General features: G+C 62.0%; 14 protein-coding genes. 5 read left to right on the top strand and 9 right to left on the bottom strand.

Features of this window, described 5'->3' with window-relative positions; genetic code table 11:
• The first annotated feature begins 34 nt into the window (after window positions 1–34).
• Entirely contained in the window at window positions 35–403 is a 369-nt protein-coding gene (locus A7X77_RS03465) for a VOC family protein (protein WP_010034504.1), read from the top strand.
• A 22-nt stretch (window positions 404–425) separates the two neighbouring features.
• Here the strand turns inward: A7X77_RS03465 and A7X77_RS03460 are convergent, their stop codons facing one another.
• Both A7X77_RS03460 and A7X77_RS03455 read right to left on the bottom strand, forming a co-directional pair.
• Complete coding sequence (locus A7X77_RS03460; protein ID WP_004672645.1) at window positions 426–1,280, bottom strand: prephenate dehydratase; 855 nt, start codon at window positions 1,278–1,280, stop codon at window positions 426–428.
• A gap of 10 nt (window positions 1,281–1,290) precedes the next feature.
• Window positions 1,291–2,046 carry a 3-deoxy-manno-octulosonate cytidylyltransferase gene (locus tag A7X77_RS03455; RefSeq protein WP_064681585.1) on the bottom strand — a complete coding sequence of 252 codons (756 nt, stop codon included), beginning with the start codon at window positions 2,044–2,046 and terminating at the stop codon, window positions 1,291–1,293.
• A gap of 153 nt (window positions 2,047–2,199) precedes the next feature.
• Here A7X77_RS03455 and A7X77_RS03450 point away from each other — a divergent pair, with 153 nt between their 5' ends.
• Window positions 2,200–2,763: a c-type cytochrome gene (locus A7X77_RS03450; protein WP_064681584.1), complete on the top strand. Its 564-nt coding sequence runs from the start codon at window positions 2,200–2,202 to the stop codon at window positions 2,761–2,763.
• 69 nt (window positions 2,764–2,832) lie between these two features.
• On the opposite strand, the gene A7X77_RS03445 is transcribed toward A7X77_RS03450, so the two are convergent.
• Window positions 2,833–3,780 (bottom strand): AEC family transporter, encoded by a 948-nt coding sequence (locus tag A7X77_RS03445; RefSeq protein ID WP_064681583.1) that lies wholly within the window; start codon window positions 3,778–3,780, stop codon window positions 2,833–2,835.
• Between the two features lie 417 nt (window positions 3,781–4,197).
• Here A7X77_RS03445 and A7X77_RS03440 point away from each other — a divergent pair, with 417 nt between their 5' ends.
• Window positions 4,198–5,190 (top strand): adenosine kinase, encoded by a 993-nt coding sequence (locus A7X77_RS03440; protein ID WP_064681582.1) that lies wholly within the window; start codon window positions 4,198–4,200, stop codon window positions 5,188–5,190.
• On the opposite strand, the gene A7X77_RS03435 is transcribed toward A7X77_RS03440, so the two are convergent.
• On the bottom strand, window positions 5,183–5,722 hold the full coding sequence (locus A7X77_RS03435) for an SH3 domain-containing protein (RefSeq protein ID WP_064681581.1): 540 nt from the start codon (window positions 5,720–5,722) through the stop codon (window positions 5,183–5,185). The two genes, A7X77_RS03440 and A7X77_RS03435, sit on opposite strands and share 8 nt — an antisense overlap.
• Window positions 5,723–5,906: 184 nt before the next feature.
• Here A7X77_RS03435 and A7X77_RS03430 point away from each other — a divergent pair, with 184 nt between their 5' ends.
• The gene (locus A7X77_RS03430; protein WP_010033669.1) at window positions 5,907–6,908 is read left to right on the top strand and encodes a 2-hydroxyacid dehydrogenase; all 1,002 of its coding nucleotides are present in this window, start codon (window positions 5,907–5,909) and stop codon (window positions 6,906–6,908) included.
• A 7-nt stretch (window positions 6,909–6,915) separates the two neighbouring features.
• On the opposite strand, the gene A7X77_RS03425 is transcribed toward A7X77_RS03430, so the two are convergent.
• Genes A7X77_RS03425 through recF form a run of 3 tightly spaced genes read right to left on the bottom strand, consistent with a single transcriptional unit; the run spans window position 6,916 to window position 9,346 of the window.
• Window positions 6,916–7,404 carry a GNAT family N-acetyltransferase gene (locus A7X77_RS03425; RefSeq protein WP_064681580.1) on the bottom strand — a complete coding sequence of 163 codons (489 nt, stop codon included), beginning with the start codon at window positions 7,402–7,404 and terminating at the stop codon, window positions 6,916–6,918.
• Window positions 7,405–7,409: 5 nt separating this feature from the next.
• Window positions 7,410–8,225: a molybdopterin-synthase adenylyltransferase MoeB gene (locus A7X77_RS03420; RefSeq protein WP_064681579.1), complete on the bottom strand. Its 816-nt coding sequence runs from the start codon at window positions 8,223–8,225 to the stop codon at window positions 7,410–7,412.
• A complete protein-coding gene (gene recF, locus A7X77_RS03415) occupies window positions 8,222–9,346 on the bottom strand; it encodes a DNA replication/repair protein RecF (RefSeq protein WP_064681578.1) in 1,125 nt (374 codons plus the stop codon). Before recF ends, A7X77_RS03420 begins: the two co-directional genes overlap by 4 nt.
• Window positions 9,347–9,746: 400 nt before the next feature.
• Between recF and A7X77_RS03410 the strand changes: the two genes are divergently transcribed.
• Window positions 9,747–10,115, top strand: a complete 369-nt coding sequence (locus A7X77_RS03410) for a helix-turn-helix domain-containing protein (protein WP_064681577.1) — start codon at window positions 9,747–9,749, stop codon at window positions 10,113–10,115.
• 116 nt (window positions 10,116–10,231) lie between these two features.
• On the opposite strand, the gene A7X77_RS03405 is transcribed toward A7X77_RS03410, so the two are convergent.
• Both A7X77_RS03405 and dnaJ read right to left on the bottom strand, forming a co-directional pair.
• Complete coding sequence (locus A7X77_RS03405; protein ID WP_004672628.1) at window positions 10,232–10,432, bottom strand: hypothetical protein; 201 nt, start codon at window positions 10,430–10,432, stop codon at window positions 10,232–10,234.
• Between the two features lie 328 nt (window positions 10,433–10,760).
• Window positions 10,761–11,888: a molecular chaperone DnaJ gene (gene dnaJ, locus A7X77_RS03400; RefSeq protein ID WP_064681576.1), complete on the bottom strand. Its 1,128-nt coding sequence runs from the start codon at window positions 11,886–11,888 to the stop codon at window positions 10,761–10,763.
• Window positions 11,889–11,961: the final 73 nt, after the last annotated feature.

Raw genomic sequence — 11,961 nt, 5'->3', positions numbered from 1 at the left:
GCCGTGCCCATTTAGCAGCAACGGGAGAACCGAAATGACCAGCCCCAATCTGATTATCCTCTACGTCAAGGATCCCGGCGAGAGCGCCGGCTTCTACCGCAACCTCCTGAACCGCGAACCGGCTGTGGAGGCGCCGAATTTCGTCGCCTTTCCGCTCGACGGCGGCTTCACGCTCGGCCTCTGGCGGCGCAGCAAGGTCGAACCACAGCCCTCCGCCATCGGCAACCGGGGCGAAGTGGCCTTCATGGTGGCGGGGGAAAATGCCGTCGCCAGGCAGTATGAGGACTGGCGCCAGCGCGGCCTGCCGATCGCCCAGGAACTGACGGAGCTGGATTTCGGCCCGACCTTCGTCGTTCTCGATCCGGACGGGCATCGGCTGCGCGTCTGTGAGCCGGATAAGTAATAGCCTGATGGATGGGGCCTGCTTAGAGCAGGCCTCGCATCGCATGCCCCTTATAGACGCCGAGGATGCGCACCTTCTCGGAGAAGAAACGCAGCTCCTCCAAGGCCCGGCGAACGTTCGGATCGTTCGGATGGCCTTCGATATCGGCGTAGAACTGCGTCGCCACGAATTTTCCGCCGAGCTGGTAACTTTCCAGCTTCGTCATGTTGATGTTGTTGGTGGCAAAGCCGCCGAGCGCCTTGTAGAGCGCGGCCGGAATGTTGCGGACGTTGAAGACGAAGGTGGTGACGACCTTTTCTTCCGCCGAATTGCGCTGCGCCCATTCCTCGTCACGCGAGAGCACGACGAAGCGGGTGACGTTGTTTTCTGTATCCTCGACATTTTCGGCGACGATCTCGAGCCCGTAGAGATCGGCGGCAAGGCGTGGCGCGAGCGCCGCCATCGAGCGGTCGCCGGTTTCCTTGACGAGCTTTGCCGCCCCTGCCGTATCGCCGGCGATGACAGGCTTCCAGCCATGGGCGCGCACGATCTTGCGGCACTGGCCGAGCGCATGGATATGGCTGTGCACCGTGCGGATCTCGTCCTTGGTCACTCCGGGCAGCACCATCAGCTGGAAACGGATCGGCATGAAATATTCGCCGATGATGTGCAGCCGCGATTCCGGCAGCAGGTGATGGATATCGGCAACGCGGCCGGCAATGGTGTTTTCGATCGGGATCATGGCGATATCGGCGTCGCCGTTGTCGACCGCGGTGAAGGCATCCTCGAACGTCTGGCACGGCAGCGGTTCCATGGTTGGAAACATGTCGCGGCTGGCCATGTCGGAATTGGCGCCGAACTCGCCCTGGAAGGCGATCCTGTTGGTCTTGATGTTCATGATGGTTCCGTCAGTTCGACTTTGCGGAGAGAATGCGCCGCGCTTTTTCAAGGTCGGCGGGAGTATCGACACCGAGCGGAACCGTGTCAACGATCTCCACGTCGATGCGCATGCCGGCCTCCAGCGCCCGCAGCTGCTCAAGCGATTCGCGCTTTTCGAGCGTCGACGGGCCGAGCGAGACAAATCGCTCCAGCGCCGAACGCCGATAGGCATAAAGGCCGATATGGTGATAGAGCGGCCCCTTGCCGTAAGGCGCTGTCGCGCGCGTGAAGTAGAGGGCGTGTAGACGGGTGTCGGAGACGGGCGAACCGACGATCTTGACGATATGCGCCGCGGTCTTGTCGTCCTCATCGTCGATTTCGGTCGTCAGCGTGCCGATATCGACCGCCTCGTTCTCGAGAGGGCGCAGAGCCGCGCGCACGGTTTCGGCATCGATCGTCGGCAGGTCGCCCTGGACGTTGACGATGATTTTCGCTTTCCCGTCCGGATCGACCTTGGTCAGCGCTTCGAAAATCCGGTCGGAACCCGATTGATGGTCCCTGCTGGTCATGACGGCATCGAAGCCGGCGGCAGAAACGGCATCGAACACCTGTTGGTCGTCGACGGCGACGACCACGCGGCCGATGGCTGCTTCTTTGGCGCGCATCGCCACCTGCACGATCATCGGCAGTCCGCAAATATCGGCGAGCGGCTTGCCCGGAAGCCGGGTGGAGGCCATGCGCGCCGGGATCAATACCAGCACCTCGTCTAAATTTGAATCACTCATGGTTCGGGCCTTCTATTCCGGGCTGAAAAGTGTCAAAAAGTCTCACGCATAAGACCATTTAGACAGTTGCAACGGCCAGTCAAAAGACATAGGTTCCGCGCGATTTCAAGATGGTCCGGTTCTGGTCTGCCGGCTGCAAGGGGAGCATTGCAGATGAATTCATACGTCAATACGGCCGTGGGGGCGCTGCTCGGAACGATTTTCGTTCTGATGTCGGTCTCCATCGCGTCCGAGGGGATCTTCCATTCCGAAGCGCCGGAAAAGGAAGGTTTCGCGATCGTTGCCGAGGAGGCGCCCGCCGCCGGTGGTGAAGCCGCGCCCGCCGCTGCCGTTCCGATCGCGCAATTGCTCGCTTCTGCAGATGCCAAGGCCGGTGAAGCGGCCTTCAAGAAGTGTCAGGCCTGTCATGACGCCACCAAAGGGGGACCGAACAAGGTCGGTCCTAACCTCTTTGGTGTCGTAGATCGCCCGATCGCCTCGCATGAAGGCTTCGCCTATTCCGCCGCCATGAAGGATTTTTCCAAGGGCAGCAGCGAGAAGTGGACCTTCGAGAACCTCAACAAGTTCCTGCTGGCGCCGAAGAAGGATGTGCCGGGCACCGCGATGGGATTCGCAGGCCTGGCGAAGGATCAGGAGCGCGCCAACGTCATCCTCTACCTGCAAACGCTCGCCGATTCGCCGGTACCGCTGCCGGATCCGAAAACCGCGACTCAGTAAGGCGAAGCGCCATCGCATGACAATCGAAGCCCGGCCGCAAGCCGGGCTTTTGTTGTTGATAGCGCAAGATCAGGCGCCGAGGAAATAAGCCCAGAGAGAAACGGTGACGGCGCCCAGCGCTGTTGTCACCGAGATCGTCGAGGCGGCGAGGCTGTGGCCGACGCCGAAACGATTGGCGATCAGCCAGGCATTGACGCCTGTTGGCACGGAGGAGGTCAGCACGATCGCCGCCGTCCATTCGGGGCTGAGACCGAGGAGACGGCTCGCTGTCCAGACGCAGCCGGGCAGCAGCAGCAGCTTGAGGCTCGAAGTCACGCTGGCGATGCCGAGATTGCCGGAGACGCCGTATCTCTCCAGCGCCATGCCGAGCGAGATCAGCGCCGCCGGGCCGGCTATGCCGGCGATCTGGCCGACGACCGATGCCACCGCAGTCGGCATGGTGAGGCCGGAAAGATGCACGGCCATGCCGGCCGCAAGGCCGATCACCAGCGGATTGCGGATGAGATTGACGGCGATCTGGCGAAGCACGAAGACCATGCTGCGGTCGCTTTTGCCGGCGATCTTTCTTTCCGCGTGCTCCATCAACACCGTGCCGGCGACCATCATCACCGGCAGATGCACGGCAAGCAGGATCGACAACGCCACCAGTCCTTCGTCGCCGACGGTCCGCTGGACGAGCGGCAGTCCGATAAAAACATTGTTGGCGAAGGCCGAGGAAACACCGGCCAGCACGCCGATCCGTTCGTCGCGGTTAAAGAGGCGCGTGGCGGCGATATGGCCGGCCGTCCAGGTGATGGCGACGCCGGAGAAATAGACGATCCAGAGCCGGAAGGGCGAAGCGCCATGGAAATCCGCCTCGGCGATGGTGCGGAAGAGCAATAGCGGCACGGCGATCTTGAAGACGAAATCACTGAGCGCGTCGCCGACATTCGATGCCATCAAGCCGCTGCGAACGATTACCCAGCCGATGAGGATCAGGATGAAGATGGGAAGGACGTCGAGAATGATGGCTGACATAAGGGAGGATGCTCTGCGGGGAGGGAGTATCCGAGGTCTAGCAGCAAAAGGCCTGCGTTGAAAACGCAATCGGCGCCCGGCCGCGATGGACTGCATCGGAACGCAAAAAAAGCGGGCATGGCCCGCTTTTCCGCTCCGGCCTTGCCGGATATCCGGATCGCGAGACTGCCAGTTCATCCGTGGTCAGCACCGCGCCGGTAAGATCGAAGGGATCATCCCTCGTCGCCCGGCCGCAACCAAAAGCTGCTCATGCCGGTCTTCTTGCGAGCATTTGTAGGTCTCGAAAATGACAGGGACATGACGAATAGGCGGCACTTTTGCGAAGAATAGAGACGCCATTCACCATTTATCCTTCCAAACCGCGGAAATTTCGCTAAGACCGAACCCCGGATACACAAATTCGGGACTCCCCATTTCATGACAAGATTCGATGTTCTGACAGTCGGCAACGCGATCGTGGATATCATTGCCCGCTGCGACGACCAGTTCCTCATTGATAACAAGATCACCAAGGCGGCGATGAACCTCATCGATGCCGAGCGCGCCGAACTTCTTTATTCGCGCATGGGACCCGCCCTCGAAGCCTCCGGCGGCAGCGCCGGCAATACGGCGGCCGGCGTTGCGAATCTCGGCGGCAAGGCTGCCTATTTCGGCAATGTCGCCGCAGATCAGCTCGGCGACATTTTCACCCACGACATTCGCGCCCAGGGCGTCCACTATCAGACTCGTCCCAAGGGCACCTTCCCGCCGACGGCGCGTTCGATGATCTTCGTCACCGAAGACGGCGAACGTTCGATGAATACCTATCTCGGCGCCTGCGTCGAACTCGGCCCTGAGGACGTCGAGGCCGATGTCGTTGCCGATGCCAAGGTCACCTATTTCGAAGGTTATCTCTGGGATCCGCCGCGCGCCAAGGAGGCTATTCGCGACTGCGCCCGCATCGCCCATGAAAACGGCCGCGAAATGTCGATGACGCTCTCCGACAGTTTCTGCGTCGACCGTTATCGCGGCGAATTCCTCGATCTGATGCGCTCCGGCACGGTCGATATCGTCTTCGCCAATCGCCAGGAAGCGTTGTCGCTTTACCAGACTGAAGACTTCGAAGAGGCACTGAACAGGATTGCCGCGGACTGCAAGATCGCCGCCGTGACGATGAGTGAGAATGGCGCCGTCATCCTGAAGGGCCGCGAGCGCTATTACGTCGATGCGATCCGGATCAGGGAAGTTGTAGACACGACGGGCGCCGGCGACCTTTTTGCCTCCGGCTTCCTCTACGGCTATACGCAGGGACGGTCCCTCGAAGATTGCGGCAAGCTCGGCTGCCTCGCTGCCGGCATCGTCATCCAGCAGATCGGCCCGCGCCCGATGACCTCGCTCAACGAGGCCGCCAAGCAGGCAGGGCTTATTTGAAGGCTTCGCCGGGATAGGCGCCCCAGATTTCCGACTGCGCCACCCAGCCGGTGGCGCCGTCGGTTTCGGCGCGGCACCAGTCGCCGTTGCATTCGCCGATCGTCAGCATCACGCCGGGTTCCAGCTTGGCGATGATCGAGGCGGAGGGCTGCGCCTCGCGGCGCAGATTGACGAAGATGCCCTTGCCCTTCGTCTTCATCCAGGGTGCGGCGATCGCCGCACGCTGGCCGGAGAGCAGCGACTGATTGACCCAGCCTTCGGTGCCATCGGCATCACGGATACGGCGCCAGTTGTCGTATTCCTGGATGATCTCGACCGGCAGGCCGGATTTCAAATACATCCATGAAACCGCGTAATCCGTTCCCGGGCCGATGCGCAGATTGACGCGCTTGGATTTCAGCGTGACGAAGCGGGGCAATGGCAGGCCGCTCGGTCCCTTGGCCGCCTGCGCATTGGCAAATTCGACGGGGCCGAGCGATGCGGCCAGAGCGATCGCGAAGGCGAGGCAGGACTTCAGGACTTTGCTGCGCATGGAGGCATCCGTTTGCTCGAATTCACCGGCAGGCTCGCCTGCACGCTGTCCGGGTTGTGATATTCGCCGGCTGCACCACGAGTTTTGTTTGTCTTCGCGTGCGGGTCTGGTAGAAATTGCCCGGAATGAGAAAATTATCACCCCTCTTGGTTAAAGACCTCTGAACAAGGCACCGCAGGCAGCCATGACAGCGAAGAAAAAACCGAAGGTCTACATCACCCGAAAGCTGCCGGATGCCGTCGAAACCCGAATGCGGGAACTCTTCGATGCCGAGCTGAACATCGATGACGCGCCGCGCTCCGTGCCCGAGCTCATGGCGGCTGTCCGGACCGCCGACGTGCTGGTGCCGACCGTCACCGATCGCATCGACGCGGCGCTGATCGAGGCGGCCGGCCCGCAGATGAAGCTGATTGCGAGCTTCTCCAACGGCACCGACCATATCGACGTCGAGGCGGCGGCGCGCAAGGGCATCACCGTCACCAACACGCCGAACGTCCTGACCGAGGATACCGCCGACATGACTATGGCGCTGATCCTCGCGGTGCCGAGACGGCTCGGCGAAGGGGCGCGGGTGCTGACCGACAAGCCGGGCGAGTGGGCCGGCTGGTCTCCCACCTGGATGCTCGGCCGGCGCATTCACGGCAAGCGCATCGGCATCGTCGGCATGGGTCGCATCGGCACGGCAGTCGCACGCCGCGCCAAGGCCTTCGGCCTTTCGATCCATTACCACAACCGCAAGCGCGTCAATCCGGCCGTCGAGGACGAGTTGGAGGCGACCTATTGGGAAAGCCTCGACCAGATGCTCGCCCGCGTCGACATCGTCTCGGTCAATTGCCCGTCGACGCCGGCAACCTTCCATCTGATTTCAGCCCGTCGCCTGGCGCTGCTGCAGCCGACCGCCTATCTCGTCAACACCGCCCGCGGCGATGTGGTCGACGAAAGCGCGCTGATTAAAAGCCTGAGAGAGGGCAAGATCGCCGGCGCCGGCCTCGACGTGTTCGAAAACGAACCGGCCGTCAACCCGAAACTCGTCAAGCTCGCCAACGAGGGCAAGGTCGTGCTGCTGCCGCATATGAGCTCGGCGACGATCGAAGGCCGCATTGATATGGGCGACAAGGTGATCATCAATATTCGCACCTTCATCGACGGCCACAGGCCGCCGAACCGGGTGCTGCCCGGGCGTTGATCCCGGTTCAGACGATGCGGGCCTGAGCCGCAAGCATCTTCCGCATCTCGACGAAGGTGGTTCTGGCAAAACCCGGATGCGCCTTCTCGGCGGTTCTCGAAAATCCCCAGGCGCCAAAGACGGCATGATTTTCGGTGAGTTCGATGCGCGTCTCCAGCCGCAAAGCGGCAAGGCCAAGCGCTGCCGCGGTCGCCTCGGCGGTTGCCAGCAGCCGCTTGCCGAGCCCCTTGCCTTGCGCCTCCGGGAGAACAGCGAGCTTGCCGACATAGAGACAGTCGGCCTCCGGCCGCAGGAACAGGCAGCCTACCAGCTTTTCGTCTTCGATGGCGACATGACCGATCTCGGTTCCGGCTTTTTCGGCCAGCGACTCCGTGGTCAGCTTGAGCGCCGAAGAGGGCGGGTCGATCCTGCCGTTCATCGAGGCGAAGGCGGCGAGGATGAGTGCCAGCAGTTCGTCCCAGCGCGTGAAGCTCTGATCCAGGCGGATGATTGTCATAGGGTCTATTCTTGCCTTTCCCGGCGGCGTTTATAGCGTATCGTGTCGAACCGGGCCGAGAGCGCGTCATAGAGCAGCAGCCGCCCGATCAGCGGTTCGCCGGCGCCGGTGATCAGCTTGATCGCCTCCATCGCCATCATCGTGCCGATGACGCCGGTGAGCGCGCCGATGATTCCGGCTTCGGCGCAGGCGGGGATAAGGCCAGCCGGCGGCGCTTCCGGAAACAGGTCGCGATATCCGGGATTGGGTGTTCCGTCGTCTCCGGTCTCATAGGGCTTGAGCACCGTCAGCGAACCGTCGAAACGCCCGACCGCGCCGGTGACGAGCGCAATCTGCGCCGCCTCGGCGGCGTCGGCGGCGGCATAACGCGTGTCGAAATTGTCGGAACCGTCAATCAGCAGGTCGAAGCCGGCGAGCTGCCGCTGGGCGGTCTCCGCGTCAAATCGTCCCTCGAAGCGGATCAGGCGCACATGCGGATTGAGTCGGGCAATGGCGAGCGCCGCACTTTCGGTTTTCAATTCGCCGATCGTGCCAGAATCGTGGATCACCTGCCGCTGCAGGTTGGAAAGTGACACCCGGTCGTCATCGACGATGCCGAGCGTGCCGATACCCGCGGCAGCCAGATATTGCAGGATCGGCGCTCCAAGGCCGCCGGCGCCGATCACCAGCACGCGGGCGGCCTTCAGCCTCTGCTGGCCGGCGCCGCCGATCTCGGGGAGCAGGATGTGACGGTGATATCGGGCGATTTCGTCGGGGCTGAGCGGTTCCATGGCGGCGATGCTATCATGACGCCCGACGCCGGGAAAAGCCGCCTTCCTCATCCGAACACCTTTCCGTCGGCAACGGTGAAGAACTGCGCCCGGTCTGCGAGCGCTGAAAACATCGTCCGATCCGTACCCGTCATGAAAGCCTGGCCGCCGAGCCCGTCGATGAGATCGAACAGTGCCGCACGGCGGCCCTCGTCGAGATGCGCGGCGATCTCGTCGAGCAGCAGGATCGGCGCATGGCCGGTGAGATTGCCGACGAGCCGCGCATGCGCAAGCACCAGGCCGACGAGCAGCGCTTTCTGCTCACCGGTCGAGCAACGCTCCGCCTCCATCGCCTTTTCGCGGTGGTGGACGATGAGATCGGCTCGGTGCGGCCCGTCCAGCGTGCGTCCCGCGCCGGCGTCCCGATACCGGCTCTCCGCCAGCATCGCCGCATATTCGTCCTCGAGATCGACCGAGGGGCGAGAGAACTGGCCGTCCATGAAGCCCGAAAGCTGCAGCGATGCCGAAGGGAAGGGCGAGTTCTCGGGCCTTTCCTCGATCAACCGGGCGAGCAGGCCGAGCATTTCCTGTCGGGCGAGCGCCATGGCGATGCCGAGGCTGGCCATCTGCTCCTCGATGCCGGCGAGCCAGGAAGGGTCGAAGCGGCCTTCGTCCAGCAATCTGTTGCGGCTGCGCATGGCGCGCTCGAAATCGCTGGCGCGGCGGCCATGGGCGGGATCGAGCGACAGCACCAGCCGGTCGAGAAAGCGTCGGCGGTCGGAGGAGGCGCCGGTAAAGAGCCCGTCCATCGCCGGTGTCAGCCAGAGAAGACGCAGATGGTCTGTCAGTTCGTCGGCGGTCTTTGCCGCGGTACCGTTGATCCGCAGCCTGCGGGTGGTGCTTTCCTCCCCCGCTTCAATGCCGGTGCCGATCTCGACTTCGCCCTCCATGCCGTCAAGCGCGGCAAAGATCGAAAAGCCGCCGGCCGCGCCGACGCGGGTAATATCGCCATAGGCGGCGCGGCGAAGCCCCCGGCCCGGCGAAAGCAGCGAGACCGCCTCCATGAGATTGGTCTTGCCCGCACCGTTGTTTCCCGTCAGCACGGCATGCCGGCCATCGAGGGTGAGGCTCACCGCCGCATAGTTACGGAAGTCTGTCAGCTTCAGACGGGAAAGAGAAACCTTGTGCGGCATCGCGTATCCGGGTTTGTGAAGCCTGACAGCTATGCCGAAGCGGCGTCGATAGCAAGGCTTGCGGCTTGGCCGCCACGGATCACGCGTAAAATACCCGGGCGGTATGTCCGCATGCTCGCGTAAATAAGCGCCGATTCAGGAACCGTACGGTACGCTTTTTCGGCATGTCCCAAAAAAATACAACCGCGTCGAAGCGATCCGGCGTCGCGTCTGAGGCCGCCGACAGCCCTCGCCATTGCTTTCAAACTGCCTGGATAGCAACGGGTCCGCCCCATTCTTCCGGGCCGCTGACGTAACGTAATGCCCAGAAAAAGTCGGTTGAATTTTGCAACTAACGGGTTGAGTTATGCGGCGGAAACGCTATGGTAAACGAACCGTTTGCGTATGAAAGAATGACGAAGTGCCAGATCCGGTTGATATTATCGTTGGTCGCAACATAAGACAGCTTCGCGCCCTTCGCCGGGTTTCCCAGCTTGAGCTTGGTGAAGCCCTTGGACTGACCTTCCAGCAGATTCAGAAATACGAAAAGGGGACGAACCGCGTCTCCGCCAGCAAACTGCACCAGATCGCGGTTTTTCTCGACGTCGAGATCTCGGTTCTTTTCGAGGGCGCCGACATGCCGCAATTCGGCAGCCGCATCGAGCTCAGCCCTGACGCCTATGCGCTTGCCCTGAGTTACGACAAGCTGAATTCACCAGCAGGCAAGGAAGCGGTCAAAACCATTCTCACGCTCATAAGCAGTGGGCAGACTGCCGAAACCTCCGCGTGATTCGAGCCGGGAACTCGGCTCCTCGCAGACTTTGCAATCCGTTTAAGCTCCGCGTTTCGGGCAAGCCCAAGAAGAGCGAGAGCCGAAACGCGCCGCGTCGCGTTCGATAAAGAGCGTCAATGAAATTCGCGCTCGTGCAACGCCGTCAGCAGGTCGTCCTGCGTCTGGTGGCCGGCATGATAGAGGTCGATCGCGATACTGGCGATCGAAAGGCCCTGTTGGCTGCGAAGCTTGATGTTGCGCTCGGCGCACCATGTATAAATGGCGCCGGCGAGAACGTCGACGTCGTCGTGCTGAGAAGAGAAGGCTGGCGCCATGGCAGTTACTCTTGCTTTGGTTATTCCCCGAACAGAGCGCCGCGCCCGAAAGGACGGCCAAGGTCGCTCCATCATTCCAATCTGCGCCTGATCCTTCGAAAACCTACTCCGATCTCCGGTTGGCGCTGACGACAGAGACTGAATTCATTTGGAAAACTTGCAAGCGCCATTATCCGACTGCGTTAACGCAAATCGACTCTCATCCCGTTGGCGTCTCAATGCGGTACAAATTGCCCGGCGCGCCACGCGAATGTGCCAAAACGGGTCATCATGACGAAAAAGCCGGGAACGTTGCCCCGGCTTTCGAAGCGGCTATTCCGGTTGTGGCTCAGCCTTCGAAGAATTCCTTCATTCGGGCAAAAAAGCCCGTCGATTCCGGATTGTTCTCCTTGGAGGAAATCTGCTCGAATTCCTGCAGCAGCTCGCGCTGGCGCTTGGTGAGCTTCTGCGGCGTCTCGATCTGGATCTGGATGTAGAGGTCGCCCGTCTGCGCCGACCGCAGCACCGGCATGCCCTTGCTCTTCAGGCGAAACTGTTTGCCGGCCTGCGTGCCCTCCGGCACGGTCACCCGCGATTTGGTGCCGTCGAGCGTCGCCACGTCGAAAGTTCCGCCGAGCGCCGCCGTCGTCATCGAGATCGGGACGGCGCAATAGAGATCGGCTCCGTCGCGCTGGTAGAATTCATGCGGCTTCACCGACAGGAAAATATAGAGGTCGCCCGCCGGTCCGCCGCGGGCCCCGGCTTCGCCCTCGCCCTGCAGGCGGATGCGCGTGCCGTCCTCGATGCCGGCAGGGATATTGACCGAGAGCGAACGTTCTTCGGTTACCCGGCCCTGGCCGTGGCACTTCTGACAGGGATCGGGAATGATCTGGCCGCGGCCATGGCAGGTCGGGCAGGTCCGCTCGATCGAGAAAAAGCCCTGGGCGGCGCGCACGCGCCCCGTTCCCTGGCAGGTGCCGCAGTTCTTCGGTTGCGTGCCGGGCTTGGCGCCCGACCCGGAACAGACGTCGCAGGTGATCGACGTCGGCACGCGGATCTGCGCCGTCTTGCCGGAAAAGGCCTCTTCCAGCGTGATTTCCATATTGTAGCGAAGATCGGCGCCGCGTTCGCGCCCACCCGACGAACGCTGGCGCGCCCGTCCGCCACCCATCATCTCGCCGAAAATATCCTCGAAGATGTCGGAGAAGCCACCGCCGGCAAAGCCGCCGCCACCGCCGCCCATGCCGCCATGCTCGAAGGCCGCATGGCCGTAACGATCATAGGCCGCCCGCTTCTGCGGGTCCTTGAGCATCTCGTAGGCTTCGTTGATTTCCTTGAACTTCCGTTCGGCGTCCTTGTCATCCGGATTTTTGTCGGGATGGTATTTCATCGCCAGCTTTCGGAAGGCGCTCTTCAGCTCTTTCTCGTCCGCCGACTTGGCTACACCCAGAGTTTCGTAAAAGTCCGCTTTTGCCATTAAGGATTAAACCCCGGAAATGGATTTCCGGCTGCCATGGTGAGCAGCCGGATCAGGTGTTGAAGCATTACCA

It is taken from the genome of Rhizobium bangladeshense, assembly GCF_001662075.1.
GTDB classification, from domain to species: domain Bacteria; phylum Pseudomonadota; class Alphaproteobacteria; order Rhizobiales; family Rhizobiaceae; genus Rhizobium; species Rhizobium bangladeshense_B.
This window is presented reverse-complemented; position numbering and strand designations above follow the sequence as displayed.

What these genes read in the sequence shown, in the direction of transcription:
- A7X77_RS03465 (WP_010034504.1), top strand. Translation starts at nt 35, where the DNA reads ATGACCAGCCCCAATCTGATTATCCTCTACGTCAAGGATCCCGGCGAG.
- A7X77_RS03460 (WP_004672645.1), bottom strand. Translation starts at nt 1,280, where the DNA reads ATGAACATCAAGACCAACAGGATCGCCTTCCAGGGCGAGTTCGGCGCC.
- A7X77_RS03455 (WP_064681585.1), bottom strand. Translation starts at nt 2,046, where the DNA reads ATGAGTGATTCAAATTTAGACGAGGTGCTGGTATTGATCCCGGCGCGC.
- A7X77_RS03450 (WP_064681584.1), top strand. Translation starts at nt 2,200, where the DNA reads ATGAATTCATACGTCAATACGGCCGTGGGGGCGCTGCTCGGAACGATT.
- A7X77_RS03445 (WP_064681583.1), bottom strand. Translation starts at nt 3,780, where the DNA reads ATGTCAGCCATCATTCTCGACGTCCTTCCCATCTTCATCCTGATCCTC.
- A7X77_RS03440 (WP_064681582.1), top strand. Translation starts at nt 4,198, where the DNA reads ATGACAAGATTCGATGTTCTGACAGTCGGCAACGCGATCGTGGATATC.
- A7X77_RS03435 (WP_064681581.1), bottom strand. Translation starts at nt 5,722, where the DNA reads ATGCGCAGCAAAGTCCTGAAGTCCTGCCTCGCCTTCGCGATCGCTCTG.
- A7X77_RS03430 (WP_010033669.1), top strand. Translation starts at nt 5,907, where the DNA reads ATGACAGCGAAGAAAAAACCGAAGGTCTACATCACCCGAAAGCTGCCG.
- A7X77_RS03425 (WP_064681580.1), bottom strand. Translation starts at nt 7,404, where the DNA reads ATGACAATCATCCGCCTGGATCAGAGCTTCACGCGCTGGGACGAACTG.
- A7X77_RS03420 (WP_064681579.1), bottom strand. Translation starts at nt 8,225, where the DNA reads ATGAGGAAGGCGGCTTTTCCCGGCGTCGGGCGTCATGATAGCATCGCC.
- recF (WP_064681578.1), bottom strand. Translation starts at nt 9,346, where the DNA reads ATGCCGCACAAGGTTTCTCTTTCCCGTCTGAAGCTGACAGACTTCCGT.
- A7X77_RS03405 (WP_004672628.1), bottom strand. Translation starts at nt 10,432, where the DNA reads ATGGCGCCAGCCTTCTCTTCTCAGCACGACGACGTCGACGTTCTCGCC.
- dnaJ (WP_064681576.1), bottom strand. Translation starts at nt 11,888, where the DNA reads ATGGCAAAAGCGGACTTTTACGAAACTCTGGGTGTAGCCAAGTCGGCG.